This window comes from Bacillus cereus group sp. BfR-BA-01408 (assembly GCF_022663305.1).
Classification (GTDB): Bacteria; Bacillota; Bacilli; order Bacillales; family Bacillaceae_G; genus Bacillus_A; species Bacillus_A pacificus.
In genome coordinates this window covers 82,241-103,733 of the sequence record NZ_JAKUFF010000002.1, presented here as the reverse complement: position 1 = coordinate 103,733, position 21,493 = coordinate 82,241, and the positions used below count along the sequence as shown (strand labels likewise).

The window sequence follows — 21,493 nt, the reverse complement described above, 5'->3', positions numbered from 1 at the left end:
TGCATTAGTACAGAATCTGTTTTAAAATTAAATTATGACAGAATTATAACAATTATCTAACTAATATTCTTGTCTTTTCATTCGTAATGTTTGTAGTAGAAACTCGCACGCTGTCGAAACTCAATATTCGATAAGGGGTGTGTAGCGGAATGGAATTTACTCTAACTCGCGAAAAACAAATGATTAAAGAAATGGTACGTGACTTTGCTGAAAAGGAAATCGCACCGAAAGCTGTATATTATGACAAAACTGCAGAATTTCCATATGAAACATTTCAAAAAATGGGCGAACTAGGATTATTAGGTATCCCATTCCCAGAAGAGTATGGAGGTTCAGGTGGCGATACTGTATCGTACGCGTTAGCAGTTGAAGAAATTGGTCGTGCTTGTGGTGGAACAGGATTAAGTTACGCTGCAACAATTTCATTAGGTGCTTCTCCAATTTATTATTTCGGTACAGAAGAACAAAAACAGAAATATTTAGTTCCAATGGCATCAGGCAAAACGTTAGGTGCTTTCGGACTAACTGAGCCGAATGCTGGATCTGATGCAGGCGGTACACAAACGAAAGCTATATTAGATGGAGACGAGTATGTTATTAGTGGTGAGAAGTGTTGGATTACAAATGCAGAGTATGCAAACACAATTATTGTAACCGCTGTCAACGGTGTTGAAGAGAATGGTAGAAAACGTATTTCTGCATTTATCGTACCGACTACTAGTGAAGGGTTAACGATTTCAAGCCCTTACGATAAGATGGGCGTACGTGCTTCTAATACATGTGAAATCGTACTTGATGGTGTACGTGTACCGAAAGAAAATATACTTGGTGATGTAAATAAAGGGTTTAAACAATTCTTATATACACTTGATGGAGGACGTATTTCAATCGCAGCATTAGCTGTTGGTATTGCGCAATCTGCATTTGAACGTGCACTGCAGTATGCGAAAGAACGTCAACAATTTGGAAAGTCAATTTCTAATTTCCAAGCGATTCAATTTAAATTAGCTGATATGGCGACTGAAGTAGAGCTAGCGCGTAATTTAGTACATAAAGCAGCTTGGTTAAAAGATAACGATAAACCTTTCGGTAAAGAAGCGGCTATGGCAAAACTTTTCGCATCTGAGGCTGCTAGTCGTATTGCCAATCAAGCGGTACAAATTCACGGTGGATACGGCTATATGCGTGAATATGAAGTAGAACGACATATTCGTGATGCAAAACTATTAGAAATTGGTGAAGGAACTTCTGAAATTCAACGTCTTGTAATTGCTAGACATTTAGGATGTAGATAAAAAGGAGGAATCACTATGTTTCAAAAAATATTAATTGCTAATCGCGGGGAAATCGCAGTTCGTATTATGAAAACTTGTCAAAAACTTGGCATTCGCACTGTTGCTATTTATTCTGAGGCAGATGAAAATGCCTTGCATGTAAAAATGGCAAATGAAGCTTACTTAGTAGGTGGGCCGCGTGTCCAAGAAAGCTATTTAAACCTTGAAAAAATTATTGAAATAGCTAAGAAGACAAATGCTGAAGCAATCCATCCGGGGTATGGATTATTATCTGAGAATCCATCTTTTCCGGTTCGTTGTAAAGAAGAAGGAATCGTATTTATCGGTCCATCAGAAGAAATCATTACGAAGATGGGAAGTAAAATCGAATCACGTATTGCGATGCAAGCTGCAGATGTCCCAGTAGTTCCAGGTATTACTACAAATATTGAAACTGCTGAAGAAGCAATTGAAATTGCTAAACAAATTGGTTACCCATTAATGTTGAAGGCATCCGCAGGCGGCGGAGGCATTGGAATGCAGTTGATGGAAACTGAGCAAACGCTCACCAAAGCATTTGAAAGCAACAAAACAAGAGCACAAAACTTCTTCGGTAACGGAGAAATGTATTTAGAGCGCTATATTGCAGATGCACATCATATTGAAATTCAGCTTTTAGCAGATACACATGGTAACACAGTGTATTTATGGGAGCGTGAATGTTCAGTACAGCGCCGAAATCAGAAAGTAATTGAAGAAGCACCTTCACCATTTTTAGATGAAGGTACACGAAAAGCGATGGGTGAAGTTGCTGTACAAGCTGCTAAAGCACTTGGTTATACAAATGCAGGTACAGTGGAGTTTCTTGTAGATGATCAGAAAAACTTCTATTTCTTAGAGATGAATACGAGATTACAAGTAGAGCATCCAGTTACAGAAGAAATTACTGGTTTAGATCTTGTAGAACAACAACTTCTAATTGCATATGGTGAAAAATTATCGTTTACACAAGATGATGTAAAACGTAGTGGTCATGCCATCGAGGCACGTATTTATGCAGAAGATCCGAAAACTTTCTTCCCATCACCTGGGAAAATTACAGATTTAACGCTTCCAACAAATGTACGTATTGATCACTTTTTGGAGAATCAAGTAACGATTACACCTTTCTATGATCCAATGATTGCGAAAGTCATTGCTCATGGTGAAACGCGTGAAGAAGCAATTTCCAAATTACACGATGCATTAGAAGAATTAAAAGTAGAAGGTATTAAAACGAACACGCCAATGCTACTTCAAGTATTAGAGGACGAAGTGTTTAAAGAGGGCATTTATACAACAAGTTTTGTAACGAAACAACTTGTTAAAAAATAAGATTTAACAATACTAAGGGGGAAAAAATGATGACGAAAGTATATGCATCGATGGCAGGAAACGTTTGGAAGATTGTTGTAGGAGTAGGGGATACAGTAGAGGAAGAACAGGATGTCGTCATTTTGGAATCTATGAAAATGGAAATTCCAATCGTTTCAGAGGAAGCTGGCACAGTTATGAAAATTAATGTGCAAGAAGGCGATTTTGTAAATGAAGGAGATGTATTACTAGAAATTGAATAGGGAGATATAGGGGGAAGCGAATTGAAACTACCTAATTTTGCTGTCATTAAAGAAGTCGGGCCACGTGATGGCTTACAAAATGAAAAAAAGATTGTTGGCACAAAAGATAAAGTAAAATGGATTCAACTACTTACAGAGGCTGGATTATCGTACGTTGAAGTTTCCTCATTCGTTCACCCTAAATGGGTCCCTGCATTAGCAGATGCAAATGATGTGTTTTCTGAGCTGAAAAGGGATCCAAATGTTACATATGCAGCGCTTGTTCCAAATCAAAATGGTTTGGAGCGAGCTTTTTTGCAAAATGTAGATGAGGTGAATGTTTTTTTATCAGCAAGTGAATCTCATAATAAAAGTAATATTAATAAATCCATTAAAGAAGCATTAGTTGTAATTGAAGATATAACAAAACAGGCGTTATTTGAAGGTAAAAAGGTAAGAGGCTATGTTTCTACTGTATTTGGATGTCCTTATGAAGGGGATATAAGCGTCATAGCAGTTGACGAATTATGTGATCAACTATTTTCATACGGCATTTATGAAGTGTCTCTTGGTGACACAATCGGAGTAGCGAATCCGTTACAAGTAGAGCGAGTATTAGAGCATTTATTAAAGAAATATGATGCTTCGCAGTTTGCAATGCACTTCCATAATACGTACGGAATGGCTCTTGCGAATGTAGTAAAGTCTTTAGAATACGGTATTACAACATTTGATAGTTCTTGTGGTGGTCTTGGCGGCTGTCCATATGCACCCGGAGCATCAGGCAATGTTGCAACTGATGACTTAGTTCATATGCTCCATAAGTTAGGGGTCCAAACGAATATTGATGAAGAGAAGTTATTGAGAGCGAGTCAATTTATTCAAAGTAAATTAAATATCCAATTACCGAGTCATGTGTATAGAGCGCTTCAACATAAAACGATAAGTAGGTGAGAAGATGCTACAATTACAAAATATTTCAGTTGATTATGTAACACCGCACGTTGTAAAGATTTCATTAAATCGTGAAAGACAAGCAAACTCATTATCTTTAGCGTTATTAGAAGAGTTACAAAACATATTAACTCAAATAAATGAAGAGGCAAATACTCGTGTAGTTATTCTAACAGGTGCTGGTGAAAAAGCGTTTTGTGCTGGTGCTGATTTAAAAGAACGCGCTGGTATGAATGAAGAACAAGTTCGCCATGCTGTTAGTATGATTCGTACTACTATGGAAATGGTTGAACAATTACCACAGCCAGTTATTGCTGCTATAAATGGCATCGCACTTGGTGGTGGTACGGAATTAAGTTTAGCTTGTGATTTTAGAATTGCGGCTGAATCTGCAAGTCTTGGTCTTACTGAAACTACACTTGCAATTATACCAGGAGCGGGTGGTACGCAGCGATTGCCAAGATTAATTGGTGTTGGTAGAGCGAAAGAATTAATTTATACAGGAAGACGTATTTCAGCAAAAGAAGCGAAAGAATATGGTCTAGTAGAATTTGTTGTACCAGCTCATTTACTTGAAGAAAAAGCAATTGAAATAGCAGAGAAAATTGCTAGTAATGGCCCTATTGCTGTTCGATTAGCGAAAGAAGCAATTTCAAACGGTATTCAAGTTGATTTACATACCGGATTACAAATGGAAAAACAAGCGTATGAAGGTGTAATCCATACGAAAGATAGATTAGAAGGATTACAGGCATTCAAGGAAAAACGCACACCAATGTATAAGGGGGAGTAAATATGTTAGATCAAAAACAACAATCGAATACATTTGAAGAACGAGTTGAAACGATTAAACAAGGCGGCGCACCAAAATATCATGAACAAAACAAAGCGAAAGGTAAACTATTCGTTCGAGATCGCTTAGCTCTTTTATTTGATAATGGTGAATATGTAGAAGATGCATTATTTGCAAATTGTGAACAAACAGGGTTACCCGCTGATGGTGTTATAACAGCAACGGGTAAAATACATGGTCGTACAGCATGCGTAATGGCGAATGATTCAACAGTAAAGGCTGGATCATGGGGTGCACGTACAGTCGAAAAGATTTTACGTATTCAAGAAACGGCAGAAAAATTACGTGTTCCGTTATTTTATTTAGTTGACTCTGCTGGAGCACGTATTACTGATCAAGTTGAAATGTTCCCAGGGCGCCGCGGTGCAGGAAGAATCTTCTATAATCAAGTGAAATTATCAGGTAAAGTTCCTCAAGTATGCTTGTTATTTGGACCTTCTGCAGCTGGTGGTGCTTATATTCCAGCCTTTTGTGACGTTGTAATGATGGTTGAGGGAAATGCATCTATGTATTTAGGATCTCCTCGTATGGCTGAGATGGTTATCGGTGAGAAGGTAACGTTAGAAGAGATGGGCGGAGCTCGTATGCATTGCTCTGTATCAGGATGCGGAGATGTTTTATGTAAGACAGAAGAAGATGCAATTACACAAGCAAGACAATACATTTCATATTTTCCAAACAACTACTTAGAAAAGACTCCATTAGTTACACCTCAAGAACCGAAACAATTCGATAAAACGTTAGAAGAAATCATTCCAGAAAATCAAAATGCTCCTTTCAATATGAAAGATCTTATTAATAGAGTTATTGATGAAGGTTCTTTCTATGAAGTGAAAAAATTATTTGCTCAAGAACTCATTACAGGTTTAGCACGTATTGATGGTAAGCCAGTTGGTATTATTGCAAATCAACCGCGTATGAAAGGCGGCGTATTATTCCACGATTCAGCTGATAAAGCAGCGAAATTTATTAATTTATGCGATGCATATCATATTCCGTTACTATTCCTTGCAGATGTACCTGGATTTATGATTGGTACAAAAGTAGAACGTGCTGGTATTATTCGTCACGGTGCAAAAATGATTTCCGCAATGAGTGAAGCAACTGTACCGAAAATTTCTATCGTTGTTCGTAAAGCATATGGTGCTGGTTTATATGCGATGGCAGGTCCAGCTTTTGAACCAGATTGCTGCCTAGCATTACCAACAGCTTCTATTGCGGTAATGGGTCCAGAAGCCGCGGTCAATGCTGTATATGCAAATAAGATTGCAGCTTTACCTGAAGAAGAGCGTGATAGCTTCATTGCTGAAAAACGCGAAGAGTATAAGAAGGATATTGATATTTACCATTTAGCATCAGAGATGGTCATTGATGGTATTGTTCATCCAAACAATTTAAGAGAAGAGTTAAAAGGACGATTCGAAATGTATATGAGTAAATATCAAGTATTTACGGATCGTAAACATCCGGTTTATCCAGTTTAAAAGCCCTATTTAGGGCTTTCTTGCTCAAAAAGTCAAGGAGGGGAAAACATTGAAACAAGCAGTTTGGTTTCCAACAGAAGAGTATAAAGAAAAAACGCGTTTATATGGTTGGATGAAATCATTGGGCTATGAAGATTATGAAACGTTTTATAATAAGTCAATCGAAGAAACAGCTTGGTTTTGGGGAGAAGCTGAGAAAGCAGTTGGCTATCAATGGATGAAACCTTATACAGAAGTGCTAGATTTAGAAAATGGTACGCCATTTGCACAGTGGTATAATGGCGGAACATGTAATGTTGTAGAATCGGTTTTATCACGCTGGCTTGCAGATGATGAAACGAGGACACAGCCAGCACTTCAGTATGAAGGGGAAAATGGAACTTCAAAATCATTTACATATGAGGAGCTTGATAGCTGGGTAAGTCGCGTTGCAAACGGTTTGAAACATGCGGGTATTGAAAAAGGTGATCGTGTCACAATTTATATGCCGATGATTCCAGAAACCGTTGTTGCGATGCTAGCGGTTATGAAGATCGGAGCAATTATTTCACCAATATTCTCAGGATTTGCATCTGATGCAGTCATGACACGTGTACAAGCGGCAGGGTCTAAAATGATTATTACTGCAGATGGTTTTTCACGCCGAGGTAAAATTGTTTCATTAAAAGATGAAGTAGATAAAGCTTGTGAGCATTGTCCAACTGTTGAAAAAGTTGTTATCGTGCGTCATGCAGGAAATGATTTTACACCGCATAATTATGATTTCTCATGGAGTACGTTAGAAAAAGAAAAGCCATTTGTACATGCTGAAGAAATGCATAGTGATGATCCATTAATGCTCATTTATACATCAGGTACTACTGGAAAACCGAAAGGGACAGTACACACTCATGCTGGATTTCCTTTAAAAGCAGCTTTTGATGCGGGATTTGGAATGAATATCAAACAAGGTGACCGCGTATTATGGGTAACTGATATGGGATGGATGATGGGACCATTTTTATTATTTGGCTCTCTCATTAATGGAGCAACGATGGTTATGTATGAAGGTGTTCCGGACTTTCCAGAAGCAGATCGTTTATGGGAGACAGTTGATAAATATGAAATTACACATCTCGGTATATCACCAACATTAATTCGTGCGTTAATGGCAAAAGGTGATAAGTATGTAAATAAACATTCACTCAAGAGTTTAGAAGTATTTGCTTCAACAGGTGAGCCTTGGAATCCAGATCCTTGGATGTGGCTATTTGAAACAGTTGGAAAAAGTAATGTACCAATTTGTAACTATTCAGGCGGGACTGAAATTTCTGGTGGGATTTTCGGGAACGTCCTTATTAAACCAATTGCACCGATTAGCTTTAACGCTTCTTTACCAGGAATGGCAGCGGTTGTGCTCGATGATCAAGGCAATCCGATTCGTGATGAAGTTGGAGAATTATGTTTAGAGAAACCTTGGGTTGGTATGACGAAAAGTTTCTGGGAAGACGATGAGCGTTATGTGAACACATATTGGTCACGTTTTGAAAATAAATGGGTTCATGGTGACTGGGTTGTTTACGATGGTGAGCAATATATTATTACAGGACGCTCGGATGATACGTTAAACATTGCTGGGAAACGTATTGGACCTGCTGAATATGAATCAATTCTTGTAAAGCATAATGATGTCATAGAAGCTGCCGCGATTGGTGTACCAGATGATGTAAAAGGTGAAGTTTGTCATTGTTTTGTAGTATTAAGAGATAATGTAACATTTACTGAAGAATTAAAGAAAGAATTAATGAGTTTAGTAAACTCTCATATTGGAAAAGCATTATGTCCAAAAGATATTCACGTTGTAGAAGATTTACCGAAAACACGTAATTCTAAAGTAATGCGACGCGTCATTAAAGCCGCTTATTTAGGAAAAGAATTAGGCGATTTATCATCACTTGTAAATCCTGAGGTAGTTCCGTTTATTCAGGGATTGCAGTCTAGTAAATTATAAAATTAAAGCATGTATAAGGTGAACTGACCTCTAATTGTTAGAGGTCAGTTTTTATATATACAGGATAATTTAGTACATGTGTTTGTTTTTTCCTTTCTATGTTTTTGCCTCGTACACTTTAAAGTTAGTGGACATACTATATTAATAGAAATGATTAGGGGGTGAGATTTTGGGTTCTCGATTTAATAATTGTAAAAAGAAGTGTACATGTAAACAGGATGATTGTTGGGATGTTTTCGAAGAGTGTAAAAAAGAACATGAAGAGCAAAATAAAAAATGCGATTGTTGCTGTGTACAAGGAATTAGAGATGAGCTGAGAAAGTTAGTAAACAGATCAGTGCGCATTACAACAGGAACTAATAATTACGCAGGAACTGTTTCTTCTGTCACTTGTGATGTTGTAAAGCTTGCTAATAGTGCTGGGGTAGTTACAGTAATTATTTCAGTTTGTAAAATTGAAGCAATTGAACCATTGCTAACATAAGAAACATGGCATAACTGAGCTATGTTTTTGTAAAGCCATTCTTATGAATGGCTTTATTTTCATTTCGTATAAAAGGAGAATATATTCTATATATAGAAATAAGTTTGAGGATATATAGAATAGTGTATGAAAGGAGAATGAAGTTGATTAAATTAGAACCTTTTAAACAATTCGATTTCAAACAATTAATAAACTGGATTGATTCCGAGGATTTTTTAATACAATGGTCGGGAAATGCATTTACATATCCTTTAAATGAACAGCAATTAGAAAAATATATAGAAAGTGAAAATACACTTGCATTCAAAGTAATAGATGAAGAGACTCAAGAAGTAGTTGGTCATATTTCACTTGGGCAAATAGACAATATAAATAAATCTGCAAGGATTGGTAAAGTACTAGTTGGTGATACGAAAATGAGAGGACGTTCTATGGGGAAGCATATGATGAAAGCAGTACTTCATATTGCATTTGAAGAATTAAAACTACATAGAGTAACGCTTGGTGTCTATGATTTTAATACGTCAGCCATTTCATGTTACGAAAAAATAGGATTTGTAAAAGAAGGGTTATTAAGAGAGTCGAAAAAAGTAGGAGAAACGTATTGGAATTTATGGGAAATGAGTATGTTAGAATATGAATGGAGCGATAAAGAATTATAGTTATTTATAATTATATTATGTTAATTAAAAGGGGGTGGGGGATTATGAATAAGAAAACGAAAATCATTACAATTGCAGCTGTTTCAGGAGGAGGTAAAACTACTGTTACAGAAAGATTAACAAATGAGTTAAAAAATTCAAAAGCTCTTTATTTTGATAGTTATAACTTTGATAATTATCCTGCAGATATTTGTAAATGGATTGATGATGGAGCAAATTATGATGAATGGGTACTTACACCATTAATTAAGGATATACAGCATCTTATACGAGATAATAGTGTAGATTATATTATTGTAGATTATCCTTTTGCATACCTGAATGGTGAAATGCGACAATTCATTGATGTAACCATATTTATCGATACACCTTTAGATATTGCGATGGCTAGAAGAATTTTGCGAGATTTTAAAGAAGATGCAATGAGTGAAATACATAATGATTTAAAGCATTATATAACATATGCTAGAAAAGCCTATTTGGAGGCGCTTCATACTGTAAAGCCAAATTCAGATATTGTTTTGGATGGAGCTTTATCTATAGATGAAATAATTAATCAAATTGAAGAAGAACTTTATCGGAGAGAAGTGATCGTCCATGGTTAAATGTATAGAGGAATATGTACAAGTTGATGATTTTAAAATGTATTCAAAAGTATTTCAAGGAAAGAAGTTGCAGCCAGTTATTATAATGGAGGCAGGTTATGGCGATTATTCAAAGACATGGGACCATATTGCTGAAGAGTTGACTGAATTTGGGACTGTACTTACATATGATCGAGCTGGATTAGGGAAAAGTGGGAATAGTTCCAAACGACGTATTAGTTCTGAAATGATAAAAGACTTAAGAAGTTGCTTAGAGAAATTGCAACTGAAACCACCTTATATTTTTGTAGGACATTCTTTTGGTGGTATAAATGCACGTTTATTTGCGACTTTTTATTCCGAAGATATGTTGGGAATTGTTTTGGTTGATTCGACACCAGAAAATTATAAAAAAGATTTTTTACTAATCATGTCTCCAGAATTTCAAGAAGCTTACTATAAACAATTTGTACATGAAAGTTCTTATAAAGAGTTTATGTTTAGTTTAGGTGAAGCAAATAAACATTGTCAGTCAATGAGAAATATTCCACTTGTCGTGTTAGCTGCTGGTAAAAAAGCCTATTATTCGCAAGAAGCACAAATGAAGTGGTTACAATTGCAAGAAGAATTATTACGCTTATCAAACAATCATAAATTTATAATTACAGAACAAAGTGGTCACTATATTCAAAAAGACGAGCCACATTATATTATAGATGCGATTAAGTGGATAATTGAGGTAGGGGAGGGATAAATATGTACACTTTACTTCAATACAATTGGCAAGTAAGAGATGATTGGTTTAAGTGGTGTGAGCAACTTTCAGCGGAAGAATTACTCCGCAAACGTGTTGGTGGTGTTGGAAGTATTTTAGCAACATTATTTCATATTGTTGATGTTGAGTATAGCTGGATTAGTGCAATTCAAGGGAAAGAAGATAGTGAACCGCAGTTTAAGGATTATCAATCAATTAAAAAAGTGAAAGTGTTATCTGATTTATATAAAAAAGAATTAGAAGATTTTTTACAAGTATGGTCAGCTAACTTAGAATGTAAGCTATTAAAAGCTTCGTGGACAGATAAAACATATACATATGGTGAGGTCTTAAGGCACGTAATTGTACATGAAATTCATCATATCGGTCAGTTATCTATATGGGCGAGGGAGTTAAATCTCCAGCCTGTTTCAGCGAATTTAATTGGGAGAGGACTATAGATTTAGAAAACGGCTTGCATTGTAAATACAAGCCGTTTTTTTATATATAAGAAGATTTCCTAGTTGAAATCCTCGGATTTTTTCTGACGTATATGTAAGAACATTAAAATTGTTATAATGAAGAAAATCAACAATGTTTGTATAATCAAATTTTTAAACTGAAGCAAAACTGCCCAAGATGTAACAGCATCTTTGAACGCTTGGAGTGCAGAGTAAGAAGAAGGATCAAAGCCGTACTGAAGTAACTTTTTTGTTTCAATAAAAGTACTATTTTCATTTTCGGCAAAAGTACTATTTTCATTTTCGGCGTCTAATATTACTGAAATAAGTCTAGTATCTCCTCGTTTTGCGGTACTGACAAAACTATAATTACCATTAGTTGAAAAATTAGTTTGTAAGCCATCAACACCTTGGAGTTTAATGTTTTTATTAAGGGAATATATCATTTTATTGGTGTTGAAAACTTTCGTATCTTTGAAGGAGAACTGGTAAGAGGTTAGTTTTGTAATGTTCAGTATATCTGGAAAGTCTGTTACTAATTCTGTTGCTAGTTTAGCAACTTCAATTGCTGTTGTAGTTGCAAGTTTATTTGTATCGTTATTCATTCCAGTAGCGTTTAGAAACGGAGATGGTTGTGATAACTTTAGGCGTTTTGCTTTTTCATTCATTAACTGTGTAAAATTATCTTCGTTTCCAGCGATATGTTCTGCAAGGGCAAGTGCGGAACGATTATTCCCTGTCAATAACAATGCATGTAGTAAATCACGAACCGTCGTTTTATCTTTCGAAGTTACTTGTATAGGACTCGTTTCTGCTTGGAAAACTTCGTTACTTATTTTTACGACTTCATCTAACTGTATATTTCCTTCATTCAGTTGTTCTAGTGCGATATATTCTGTCATTAATTTAGATAAAGTAGCCGATTGTATAGGAGTTTTTTCATTTTTTGTATAAACAACTTCACCTGAATGAGCATCTATTAAAATAGCTGATTTAGCTTGAATAATTGGGCCATTTACATAAAGATAAAAATATAAAACGATAAATGCAGTAATAACAAAAGATAATAATAAAATTGTGAATTTTTTAAAGAATTGCATAAGCGATCCTCCTATTATGACATCGATAATAATATTGTAAAAAGGAATGCTTAATTAGGAAGAAAGAAAAGGTAAAGAATTTCTAAAGAATTATAAAGGATTATTAAATTTTGGATGTTAATGGAAAATAAAAGGTCCAATTTCTTATATCGTAAGAAATTGGACCTGAAATTAAGCTGTATTAACATTTATATGGTTGTAGTTTTACAGTGAATGTTGTTTTTTTGTCATCACTATACACTTCAATTGTTCCTTTATGCAATTCGACAATACTCTTTGCAATTGCCAATCCGAGTCCAGATCCACCAGTGTTTGTAGAGCGCGATTTCTCAACGCGATAAAAACGTTCAAAAATATGAGGTAAATCGGTACTTGGAATAGGTTGGCCGTAATTGGTTATATCGATTGCAATCATATTATTACTTTCATAAGCAGTAATATCAATATAATCACCATCGTTACCGTAAGCGATAGCATTAATAATTAGATTTTCAAATACGCGCACTAATTTGTCTCCATCAGCTAATACCATTAGCTTCTTTGATGGAAAAAAGGGGCGACAATCAATATTAGCCTCTTGAAGCTGTATTCGAAATTGAACTGTTAATTGTCCAAGAAGCTCCACAATATCAATAGGGACAGAATATAAACTTAATTCTTTATTTTGAACACGTGTATATTCAAACAAATCATTCATTAATGCATTAAGACGGGTTACTTTATCGTAAATGACTTGTATATAATGACGTAATTCCACTTCATCTCTATAATTATCATGGTGGATTAAATTCACGTATCCAACTATAGAGGTAAGAGGAGTGCGTAAATCATGTGATACATTTGTAATCAATTCACTTTTTGCTTGTTCTGCCTGTCTTTCTTCATCAATTGAGACTTTCAATTGTTCAACAATTTGATTAACCCCGCTTGCTAACTCTTCCAAATAATTATGGTTTACGATAGAAACTTTATGATTGAAGTTTCCATTTGCAATATAACGAATCTCTTCTATCATTTTTTTAATGCAAGTTTCATAGTAAACTTTTCTTTCATGACGGTAAAAAATGTATAGGTAAGATGAGAAAATCGAAAATAAAAATAAATAAGAGACGATCATCATCCAAAGAGATTCCTTTATTCCTTTATATTTTTCATAACCAAAAATTCTAATGAATTCTTTGCCGAGTTCGCTTAATGTAAGTGAACTTTCAATTACACTTGTAACAAGACGATATATAATTAATTCAGTAATAGGGGTAAGTGTGATAGCTAACATGAACCAAAAAATTAACTTCCACTTTGGGATATCTTTTAATATATCAAATGCTTCATTTCTCAATTTTATAGCCTACTCCCCAAACGGTATGAATAAATTTTTCTCCATTCATTCCTGTTTCAAGTTTATCTCGTAAATTACTAATGTGAACCATTACAGTTTTATTTGAACCATAACCATCTTCATTCCAAACACGTTCAAAAATTTCTTCGGAACTAAATACTCGTCCTGTATTACTCGCAAGTAAATATAAAATATCAAATTCAATAGATGTAAGCTTAATATATTCGCCATTTACTTTAACGGTATGATTATGTTTGTGAATTTCAGCAGAACGAATGCGAATCATACCATCTTCATTTTTTGGAGAAGTAGCATTTTGGAAAGATGATCTTCGTAGTAAAGCTTTCACTCTAGCTACTAATTCTAATGGATTGAATGGTTTAATCATATAATCGTCTGCACCAGTCATAAGACCTAATATTTTATCCATATCTTCTGCTTTTGCACTCAACATAAGAATAGGTACAGTATTATTCTCACGAACCTCTTGGCAAACTTCTAATCCGTTTCGTTTTGGCATCATAATATCCAAAATCATAAGGTCAACTTCATATGTAGAAATCATTTGCAATGCTTCATCGCCATCGTATGCTTTATAAATGTTATAGCCTTCATTTCGCAAATAAACAGCAAGTAATTCAACAATTTCTTTATCGTCATCAATAATTAATATGTTTTTATTCATTATGTAGTTCCTTTCCTTACAAATCATTAACATTACTATAATATCAAACATTTATGTGTTTTGTAGCAATGATTCTCTATAAAATTTCATGTAACGTATAAAAAAGGGATTAAAACATTAATAACGAATACAAATAAAAAGGATATTTAAATACAACGTTATATTGAAAGTTAGGAAGAAGGGGACATACGATGCTATATAAGGATATATACTCATTTACTCCAACTGGAAAAATTGAAAATGATATAAAAGCTTTTCTATTAAAATACAATAAAGAAGTTACATATAAACATTCAATTCGAGTGGCAAATGAGTCTCGTAAAATTGCAGTTATGTATCATGTAAATGAAGAAAAGGCAGCAATTGCAGCATATTTACATGATATTAGTGCAATCTTTCCAAATGAAGATCGGATTGTAGTTGCTGAGCAATTTGGAATAGAGATATTACAAGAAGAACGAGAATTTCCAATGATTATTCATCAAAAGTTATCGAAAGTAATTGCAAAAGAGATATTTAAAGTGGATGATGAAGAAATTTTGAATGCAATTTGCTGCCATACTACACTACGTAAACATGCAACGAAAATGGATTTAGTGTTATTTGTTGCTGATAAAATAGAATGGGATCAAAATGGAGCGCCACCATATTTAGCAGAAGTAAAAAAAGGATTAGAAAAATCTTTAGAACATGCTGCTTTTGCATATATTTCATATTTGTGGGATAGAAAAGATAAGTTGAAAGTTTTGCATCCTTGGTTAGAAGAATCATATTGGCAGTTAAAAGAAATTGTAGAGTAGAAAGGGTATGAAAATGTAGCTAAGAAAATAAATGAATCAAAGATTTTCTGGGGTTACATTAGTGCCGTACATTTAATAAACACTTATTTGAAGATATATTTTCAAAAGAAGATAAAGTGTTTTTAATAACAAATGGTTATCGATTGAAAAAGGAAAATGTGAAAAATCTACAGAAAATAAATATATAGACGATTTATTTAGAAAAGAGACTTAAAGCATCATATAAGGCAAGAAACAATGCCATTTTTATTTAAAGATGAAGAAGTTGCTTTGTATTGTACATATCAATTTTATTAAAATGGTTCACTGGTGATATAAAGCATAAGCGACCTATTTAAACACCGAATTATAAAGGTTTTCCAAATCGTTTTCCTCGTTTTGGACGAAAAAAAGAAACTTCTTATCCAGATGTATTTCTCATAAATATAACAAAAGATATTATTATGTTTATGTATGATGATAGAGGAAGTGAAGTAATTACGAAGAATAAAGAAACAATACGAAGTTTATCCCGCTTTAATGGGCAGTAAGACCCCCACCTCAAAATTCAGCGAAAACAAAGAAGTTAGGTGGGGATCGGGCTGCCCATAAAAGTCCGATTGGTGAGGGCTGATTAAAGTTTCACTTTATATGAGAAATATAAAGAGTGGATTCCAGATTATGAGCGAGAAGGTATAGATAAAGTATTTACATGATAACAATAGGGGAAGTGAAGCGTGTAATGAAACGTATTGCAATTGTAGCAGCTTGGGAACCTGAACTTACGTATTTGCATCAATATTATCCAAGTAAACGCATTGAAAAAAGAGCAGCTTGGGAATTTCATTTTCATACTATAAATGATCTGGAAATTATTTCAGTTATAACTGGAGTTGGGAAAGTAAGCTGTGCAAGTTGTGTACAATTATTAATTAGTGAGTTTCAGCCAGATGAGTTGTTTATGACAGGAATATGTGGAAGTCTATCAAATAAGGTGAAAAATGGACATATTGTAGTAGCTCTTAATGCAATACAACACGATGTTACTGCTGCCGGTTCGGGGGAAGATGTTTTTAATTTATATAATGGTAGGACAGCACCTATTGAAACAACAAAGTGGCTTGTAAGAAGAATAAAAAAGATACGATCATATGATCCGATTCATTATGGTACATTTTTATCTGGAGATCAACGTATTCGTAGTTCAGAAATGAGATATTTACTCCATACTGTATATGGAGCATTAGCGGTTGATCAAGAAGTGGCAGCTTTTGCTTATGTGTGCCAAATCAATAACAAACCTTTTCTATGTTTAAAAGCTGCTTCAGATCAAGCGAATGATAAAACGAAAGAGGAACAAAAAATCTTTAAAATGTTAGCATGTGAACGAGCGTGTGAGCATTTAATTGCTTTTTTACGTGTATATGAGATTAATGTAGTAAATCATAGATAGTAAGAGGGGTTAATATTGGAAAGTACAAATAAAATAGCTATTTTGGGTGCAAACGGAAAAGCGGGGAAATTCCTTGTAAAAGAAGCGCTAGATAAGGGGTATCAAGTAAAAATATTAACAAGAAATTCTAATAATATCAAAATAACAAATGAAAATATAGAGATCATTAATGGAGATGCACGTGATTTTGCTTCAATACGCAAATTACTTAAAGGGTGTGGAGCTGTAATTAATGCAGTAGGTCAACCCAAAAATGAATCTTATATTTTTAGCACAGTAACGAAGCATATTTTAGAAGCAATGAAGGAGTTTGAAATAAAAAGATATATTGTAATTTCCGGAGGCTCTTTAAATGTTACAGGAGATCAAAAGAGAATTGTAAATAAAATAGGAGCTACCTTATTTAAAGTTTTTTTATCAAAAATGATGCAAGATAAATATAAAGAATTACAAATTATCCAAAGTAGTGAAGTAGATTGGACAATTGTTAGATTACCATTTGTTATAGAGGGAAATGGTATTGGACGTATAAACGAGAGTTTAGTAGATATGCCAGGAATCAAAATTCAAAATAGTGATATTGCACCATTTGTTATAAAACAAATTAATAGTGACAGATATGTAGGGAAGTGTCCGTTCATTTCAAATTAAGCAGTAGAATTCAAAATTAAAGTATGATGTGACTAGTAGATCTTATATATTTGAACATTAGTTTAACACGAGTAAGTGGGGGATAATTTTATATGATTCAATATAAAAGATGCAGTGAGATAAATATAGATTTAGTGTATGAAGCTTTTAGAGATGGCTTTTCAGATTACATTATTAAAATGGAAGTTTCAAAGGAAGATTTTATAAAAAGATTTTTTGGAGCTGAAGGGAATTCACTAAAACATTCATTTGTTGCTTTAGAAGGTAATAAATCTGTTGGTGTAATACTTGGCGGGATAAAGGATTATGAAAACATAAAAACAATGCGCTGCGGAACATTAGCAGTTCATCCGAATTACCGTGGTATTGGTGTGAGTCAAAAGTTATTTGAACTGCATAAAGATGAAGCGATTCAAAACGGGTGTAAGCAACTTTTTCTTGAAGTCATTGTAGGTAATGACCGGGCGATTCGTTTTTATAATAAATTAGGCTATGAAAAAGTGTACGATCTATCTTATTATAATTTAAAAGATATGACTAAAATAATACATAAAGAATGTAAGGGAATTGAAGTAAAACAATTAGAATTCCCTGCTTTTAAAGTTGAAATTCAGAAATGGTTACACTTCCATATAAACTGGCAAAATGATATGGATTATATCGAAAAAACAAATCATACATTTTATGGCGCATATGTCGATAATGATTTAAAAGGTTCTATATGTATAAATGAACAAGGTAAAATTAGTTTTATTTTCATAGACAAAGAGTATAGAAATCGTGGTATTGGATCAAAATTATTACAAGTAGCAAGAGATGAGTTGAATTTAGAAAGCTTATTAATTAGTTTTCCAAACAACAGTTTACTGGAAGGGTTTTTAAAGAAAACTGGATTTGAAAAGAATTCTTTAGCACAATATGAAATGTATGTATTACTGTAAAAAGCGAAAGAAGTTATTCTTTCGCTTTTTATTTTTGTACTATACTGATATTTTACTTTGTATAATATTCTTTTTTTATGTAGAATAGATAGGATGGGAGGGGATAAAATGAATAACGGATTAAAGCTTAAGATTGTTGAGTTGCATTGTTTCGTTCAAAAGACTTATTCTGATATGAAAATAGCATGTGATATTGCTATTTATCAAGAAAACACTTCTAAATATTTAGTTTCATTAGGATTTTTAAATAAATCATATATGACTTATATAGAAGCAAGAAGATTTTATCGTGAAAATGAAGAACTTGTAAGTGTAGAATTTGATAATTTCTTTGATACATATGATATATTAGAACAGGAGTTAAAAAAAGTTATTTCAACTGAAGATAAGAATCCTTCATTGTTACATAGTAGATTTGATCAGTTTCAGCATAAAGTTGAAAATATAAATGACCTAATAAAAGTATTGCAAAATGCTCGTTAATGAATGCTTTTTTCTGTTTATATAGAAATTATGCATTAAAAATATATTAGGGATATTACATATTGAAGGGATGACTTTTGTTGATTACAAAAGTCATCTTTTTATGATAGGAATAAATTGTATGGATTTTAGCAGTTTCATATTTTAGAAAATTATACGAGGAAAATAACATGAAAAATAAAAAAGAAATAGCTATAGTTGCATTAACAACAGGATTAGCTTTAGCAAGTGTAACACCATATGGGGTAGGTTATGCAGAGGAAACGGTTCAAATGCAAGTTGATGTTCAAGAGGATTCGTTTCGTACCGGTGAACTTACACAACCATCACAAAAGACGCCAGAGAATGTAGTGAAAGATGCACTTAAGGAAAAGACGGAGCATGCTTTGTCTCCAAAACAAGTTAGTGGAGACAAAGGGGTAGATTACAAGGTTCTTCAAAAACGTAGTTCATATGATGGGACGACACTTTTGCGTATGCAACAAATATATGAAGGAAAAGAAGTATATGGACATCAATTGACTGCTCATGTAGATAAAAAAGGTGTTATTAAAAGTGTTTCAGGAGACAGCGCACAAAATTTAGCAAAAGAAGATTTAAAGAATCCTATTAATTTATCAAAAGAAGAAGCAAAACAATATATTTATACGAAGTATGGAAAGGATATTCAATTTATTTCTGAGGCAGAAGTTAAGGAAGTTATTTTTGTTGATGAAAATCGTGGGCAGGCTACAAATGCATATCAAGTTACATTTGCAGCTGCCACACCAAACTATGTATCTGGAACTTATTTAGTGGATGCTCATAGTGGTGATATGTTGAAAAATATGGTGCAAGAGTCAGATTTAAAAGTAAGTGAAGAGCGTGTTGAAGCTATTCAGGAGAGTAAAAAAAGTAATTTTAAATCATTAACCGGGACTGGAAAAGATGATTTAGGAATAACTCGTACATTTGGTATTTCTGAACAAAGTAACGGGAAGTATGCGCTTGCCGATTACACAAGAGGGCAAGGAATTGAGACGTACGATGTAAATTATAGAGATATTACTTTTGAAGATAAATATTATCCTGGTATATTAGCAACTAGCACATCAACAACATTTAATGACCCAAAAGCGGTAAGTGCTCATTTCTTAGCGACAAACGTATATGATTTTTATAAAGACAAATATAAGCGTAATAGTTTTGATAATAATGGGAAAAAAGTAGTTTCAGTTGTACATGCATGGGATTCAGGAGAAACAAATGATCCTAAAAATTGGGGGAATGCATTTAGCGCTAATATTAACAATGTTAGTATGCTTATATATGGTGATCCAATGGTTAGAGCGTTTGACATAGCGGGCCATGAATTTACACATGCGGTTACATCTAGTGAATCTAATCTTGAATTTTTTGGAGAATCCGGGGCAATTAACGAGGCATTATCTGATATTATGGGAACGGCTATTGAGAAATATGTAAATAATGGAGAATTTAATTGGACAATAGGAGAACAAAGTGGATCCGTTCTCCGTAATATGAAAGATCCATCTTCAGTCAAATTTTTTGATGGAGTACCGTATCCGGATGATTATAGTAAATTCAGTGATTTAAACGGAGAGGATAATGAGGGCGTTCATTTTAATTCAAGTATTATTAATAAAGTCGCATATTTAATTGCACAAGGTGGTACTCATAACGGTGTAACTGTAAATGGTATTGGTGAAGATAAAATGTTTGATATTTTCTATTATGCAAATACTGATGAATTGAACATGACTTCTAATTTCTCTGAATTAAGATTAGCGTGTCTTAAAGTTGCAACAAATAAATATGGGGCAAATTCCATTGAGGTTGAAACGGTCCAAAAAGCTTTTGATGCAGCAAAAATTAAAGGACCAGTGAAAGAAAACGAAAAAACTGAGGCAAACCAAGTCCCAGAGCTAACAGTACCGTCAACAATTACACTGCGTGTCGGTGATAAGTTTGACCCAATGAGCAATATAAAAGCTATTGATAAAGAAGATGGTGATTTAACAACTCGAGTAGAACATAAAGGTGATGTAGACACTTCTAAACCAGGCAAATACATTGTGGAGTACTCTGTCGTTGATTCTCAAGGTGGGAAAGCAACGGTAACACAGACTGTAATTGTAGAGGGAGATGGAGAAACATCAAATCTAAAACCTACATTAACAGTTCCTATTGCAGCGACAATTACTGTAGGAGAATCATTCGATCCGATGGCAAAAGTAAAAGCTATTGATAAAGAAGACGGCGATCTTACTTCTAAAGTAAAAGTTGAGGGGGAAGTAGATACCTCTAAAGTCGGTACTTACATAGTAACGTATACAGTTACAAATTCTAAAGGCCATGAAGAAATTGCGAAACAAACTGTAACGGTCAAAGGTAGAGAAGAAGTTAAGAATGACATACCAATACTAAAAGTACCTTCTACAACTACAATTACTAAGGGAGATGAATTCAATCCAACGGCAGGAATATCCGTTATGGATAAAGAGGATGGTGATCTTACTTCTAAAGTAGTGTATGAAGGAACTGTAGATACATCTAAAGCTGGTACTTTTGGAATAATATATAGTGTCACAGATTCTGTAGGTAATAAGGTACACGCAATACAAAAAGTATTAGTGAAGGATACAGACGCTAGCAAAGCTAAAGGTAGTACTAATAACAGTAATAACGGTAATATCCAAAACAACAGTAATTCCGATAAAAAAGAATCTACATATAAAGAGCTTCCAAACACGGGGGGCAGTACAACTAACAGTACAACAATGGGCTTATGGATGGTTTTTGCAGGTATAGTGTTCACTTTAGTTCGCAAATTTAGAAAAATATAAAAGTAGATAGTACAGCTTATTCGTTTGAAGAATAGAGTACAAAAATAATTGTGCATCATGAACTGTTTCCATAACTCATTTTTGTTAAAGCAATCACCATTTTTTCTTAATTTATTTTAGA

Annotated in this window: 21 protein-coding genes and 1 pseudogene; 19 read left to right on the top strand and 3 right to left on the bottom strand. The window is 33.9% G+C overall.

Going from position 1 to position 21,493, the window contains the following annotated elements:
• Positions 1 to 149 precede the first annotated feature (149 nt).
• The 12 genes from MR083_RS01865 (at position 150) to MR083_RS01810 (ending at position 11,095) form a co-directional block, all read left to right on the top strand.
• On the top strand, positions 150 to 1,295 hold the full coding sequence (locus MR083_RS01865) for an acyl-CoA dehydrogenase (protein ID WP_000397274.1): 1,146 nt from the start codon (positions 150 to 152) through the stop codon (positions 1,293 to 1,295).
• Between the two features lie 15 nt (positions 1,296 to 1,310).
• A complete protein-coding gene (locus MR083_RS01860) occupies positions 1,311 to 2,648 on the top strand; it encodes an acetyl-CoA carboxylase biotin carboxylase subunit (protein ID WP_000486747.1) in 1,338 nt (445 codons plus the stop codon).
• A gap of 26 nt (positions 2,649 to 2,674) precedes the next feature.
• Positions 2,675 to 2,890, top strand: a complete 216-nt coding sequence (locus tag MR083_RS01855) for an acetyl-CoA carboxylase biotin carboxyl carrier protein subunit (RefSeq protein WP_001985297.1) — start codon at positions 2,675 to 2,677, stop codon at positions 2,888 to 2,890.
• A gap of 21 nt (positions 2,891 to 2,911) precedes the next feature.
• Positions 2,912 to 3,823, top strand: coding sequence for a hydroxymethylglutaryl-CoA lyase (gene mvaB / locus MR083_RS01850; RefSeq protein WP_000775434.1), 912 nt, complete (start codon positions 2,912 to 2,914; stop codon positions 3,821 to 3,823).
• A gap of 4 nt (positions 3,824 to 3,827) precedes the next feature.
• A complete protein-coding gene (locus MR083_RS01845) occupies positions 3,828 to 4,616 on the top strand; it encodes an enoyl-CoA hydratase (RefSeq protein WP_000939803.1) in 789 nt (262 codons plus the stop codon).
• Between the two features lie 2 nt (positions 4,617 to 4,618).
• Positions 4,619 to 6,160 carry an acyl-CoA carboxylase subunit beta gene (locus MR083_RS01840; RefSeq protein ID WP_000886752.1) on the top strand — a complete coding sequence of 514 codons (1,542 nt, stop codon included), beginning with the start codon at positions 4,619 to 4,621 and terminating at the stop codon, positions 6,158 to 6,160.
• A 49-nt stretch (positions 6,161 to 6,209) separates the two neighbouring features.
• Positions 6,210 to 8,150 (top strand): AMP-binding protein, encoded by a 1,941-nt coding sequence (locus MR083_RS01835; RefSeq protein WP_000806485.1) that lies wholly within the window; start codon positions 6,210 to 6,212, stop codon positions 8,148 to 8,150.
• A gap of 169 nt (positions 8,151 to 8,319) precedes the next feature.
• A complete protein-coding gene (exsK, locus tag MR083_RS01830) occupies positions 8,320 to 8,634 on the top strand; it encodes an exosporium protein ExsK (RefSeq protein ID WP_000535567.1) in 315 nt (104 codons plus the stop codon).
• A 119-nt stretch (positions 8,635 to 8,753) separates the two neighbouring features.
• Entirely contained in the window at positions 8,754 to 9,296 is a 543-nt protein-coding gene (locus MR083_RS01825; RefSeq protein WP_242268421.1) for a GNAT family N-acetyltransferase, read from the top strand.
• 44 nt (positions 9,297 to 9,340) lie between these two features.
• The gene (locus tag MR083_RS01820; protein ID WP_242268356.1) at positions 9,341 to 9,901 is read left to right on the top strand and encodes a nucleoside/nucleotide kinase family protein; all 561 of its coding nucleotides are present in this window, start codon (positions 9,341 to 9,343) and stop codon (positions 9,899 to 9,901) included.
• Positions 9,894 to 10,634 (top strand): alpha/beta hydrolase, encoded by a 741-nt coding sequence (locus MR083_RS01815; protein WP_242268354.1) that lies wholly within the window; start codon positions 9,894 to 9,896, stop codon positions 10,632 to 10,634. Before MR083_RS01820 ends, MR083_RS01815 begins: the two co-directional genes overlap by 8 nt.
• Before the next feature lie 2 nt (positions 10,635 to 10,636).
• Positions 10,637 to 11,095: a DinB family protein gene (locus tag MR083_RS01810; RefSeq protein WP_242268352.1), complete on the top strand. Its 459-nt coding sequence runs from the start codon at positions 10,637 to 10,639 to the stop codon at positions 11,093 to 11,095.
• A 59-nt stretch (positions 11,096 to 11,154) separates the two neighbouring features.
• Here MR083_RS01810 and MR083_RS01805 read toward each other — a convergent pair whose 3' ends face one another.
• From MR083_RS01805 to MR083_RS01795, 3 genes are all read right to left on the bottom strand, one after another.
• Complete coding sequence (locus MR083_RS01805; RefSeq protein WP_242268349.1) at positions 11,155 to 12,195, bottom strand: D-alanyl-D-alanine carboxypeptidase family protein; 1,041 nt, start codon at positions 12,193 to 12,195, stop codon at positions 11,155 to 11,157.
• 181 nt (positions 12,196 to 12,376) lie between these two features.
• The gene (locus MR083_RS01800; RefSeq protein ID WP_242268347.1) at positions 12,377 to 13,534 is read right to left on the bottom strand and encodes a sensor histidine kinase; all 1,158 of its coding nucleotides are present in this window, start codon (positions 13,532 to 13,534) and stop codon (positions 12,377 to 12,379) included.
• On the bottom strand, positions 13,524 to 14,219 hold the full coding sequence (locus MR083_RS01795) for a response regulator transcription factor (protein WP_062822442.1): 696 nt from the start codon (positions 14,217 to 14,219) through the stop codon (positions 13,524 to 13,526). Before MR083_RS01795 ends, MR083_RS01800 begins: the two co-directional genes overlap by 11 nt.
• Positions 14,220 to 14,410: 191 nt before the next feature.
• Between MR083_RS01795 and yqeK the strand changes: the two genes are divergently transcribed.
• The 7 genes and pseudogenes from yqeK to MR083_RS01755 all read left to right on the top strand — a co-directional run bounded on the left by yqeK (position 14,411) and on the right by MR083_RS01755 (position 21,372).
• Entirely contained in the window at positions 14,411 to 15,019 is a 609-nt protein-coding gene (gene yqeK, locus MR083_RS01790) for a bis(5'-nucleosyl)-tetraphosphatase (symmetrical) YqeK (RefSeq protein ID WP_061182906.1), read from the top strand.
• A 68-nt stretch (positions 15,020 to 15,087) separates the two neighbouring features.
• A pseudogene (locus tag MR083_RS01785) lies at positions 15,088 to 15,549 on the top strand (DUF3885 domain-containing protein); the annotation flags it as partial.
• 164 nt (positions 15,550 to 15,713) lie between these two features.
• Positions 15,714 to 16,451, top strand: coding sequence for a phosphorylase family protein (locus MR083_RS01775; RefSeq protein ID WP_116733359.1), 738 nt, complete (start codon positions 15,714 to 15,716; stop codon positions 16,449 to 16,451).
• A gap of 15 nt (positions 16,452 to 16,466) precedes the next feature.
• On the top strand, positions 16,467 to 17,102 hold the full coding sequence (locus MR083_RS01770; RefSeq protein WP_242268345.1) for an SDR family oxidoreductase: 636 nt from the start codon (positions 16,467 to 16,469) through the stop codon (positions 17,100 to 17,102).
• 92 nt (positions 17,103 to 17,194) lie between these two features.
• Positions 17,195 to 18,043 (top strand): GNAT family N-acetyltransferase, encoded by an 849-nt coding sequence (locus tag MR083_RS01765; protein WP_242268342.1) that lies wholly within the window; start codon positions 17,195 to 17,197, stop codon positions 18,041 to 18,043.
• A 108-nt stretch (positions 18,044 to 18,151) separates the two neighbouring features.
• The gene (locus MR083_RS01760; protein WP_242268341.1) at positions 18,152 to 18,526 is read left to right on the top strand and encodes a hypothetical protein; all 375 of its coding nucleotides are present in this window, start codon (positions 18,152 to 18,154) and stop codon (positions 18,524 to 18,526) included.
• Between the two features lie 170 nt (positions 18,527 to 18,696).
• Positions 18,697 to 21,372, top strand: coding sequence for a M4 family metallopeptidase (locus MR083_RS01755; RefSeq protein ID WP_242268339.1), 2,676 nt, complete (start codon positions 18,697 to 18,699; stop codon positions 21,370 to 21,372).
• Positions 21,373 to 21,493 lie beyond the last annotated feature (121 nt).

Coding starts and splice junctions, on each gene's coding strand:
- MR083_RS01795 (WP_062822442.1), bottom strand. CDS start 14,219: ATGAATAAAAACATATTAATTATTGATGACGATAAAGAAATTGTTGAA.
- MR083_RS01760 (WP_242268341.1), top strand. CDS start 18,152: ATGAATAACGGATTAAAGCTTAAGATTGTTGAGTTGCATTGTTTCGTT.
- MR083_RS01805 (WP_242268349.1), bottom strand. CDS start 12,195: ATGCAATTCTTTAAAAAATTCACAATTTTATTATTATCTTTTGTTATT.
- MR083_RS01840 (WP_000886752.1), top strand. CDS start 4,619: ATGTTAGATCAAAAACAACAATCGAATACATTTGAAGAACGAGTTGAA.
- MR083_RS01815 (WP_242268354.1), top strand. CDS start 9,894: ATGGTTAAATGTATAGAGGAATATGTACAAGTTGATGATTTTAAAATG.
- MR083_RS01755 (WP_242268339.1), top strand. CDS start 18,697: ATGAAAAATAAAAAAGAAATAGCTATAGTTGCATTAACAACAGGATTA.
- MR083_RS01860 (WP_000486747.1), top strand. CDS start 1,311: ATGTTTCAAAAAATATTAATTGCTAATCGCGGGGAAATCGCAGTTCGT.
- MR083_RS01810 (WP_242268352.1), top strand. CDS start 10,637: ATGTACACTTTACTTCAATACAATTGGCAAGTAAGAGATGATTGGTTT.
- MR083_RS01855 (WP_001985297.1), top strand. CDS start 2,675: ATGATGACGAAAGTATATGCATCGATGGCAGGAAACGTTTGGAAGATT.
- MR083_RS01865 (WP_000397274.1), top strand. CDS start 150: ATGGAATTTACTCTAACTCGCGAAAAACAAATGATTAAAGAAATGGTA.
- MR083_RS01845 (WP_000939803.1), top strand. CDS start 3,828: ATGCTACAATTACAAAATATTTCAGTTGATTATGTAACACCGCACGTT.
- MR083_RS01820 (WP_242268356.1), top strand. CDS start 9,341: ATGAATAAGAAAACGAAAATCATTACAATTGCAGCTGTTTCAGGAGGA.
- MR083_RS01765 (WP_242268342.1), top strand. CDS start 17,195: ATGATTCAATATAAAAGATGCAGTGAGATAAATATAGATTTAGTGTAT.
- yqeK (WP_061182906.1), top strand. CDS start 14,411: ATGCTATATAAGGATATATACTCATTTACTCCAACTGGAAAAATTGAA.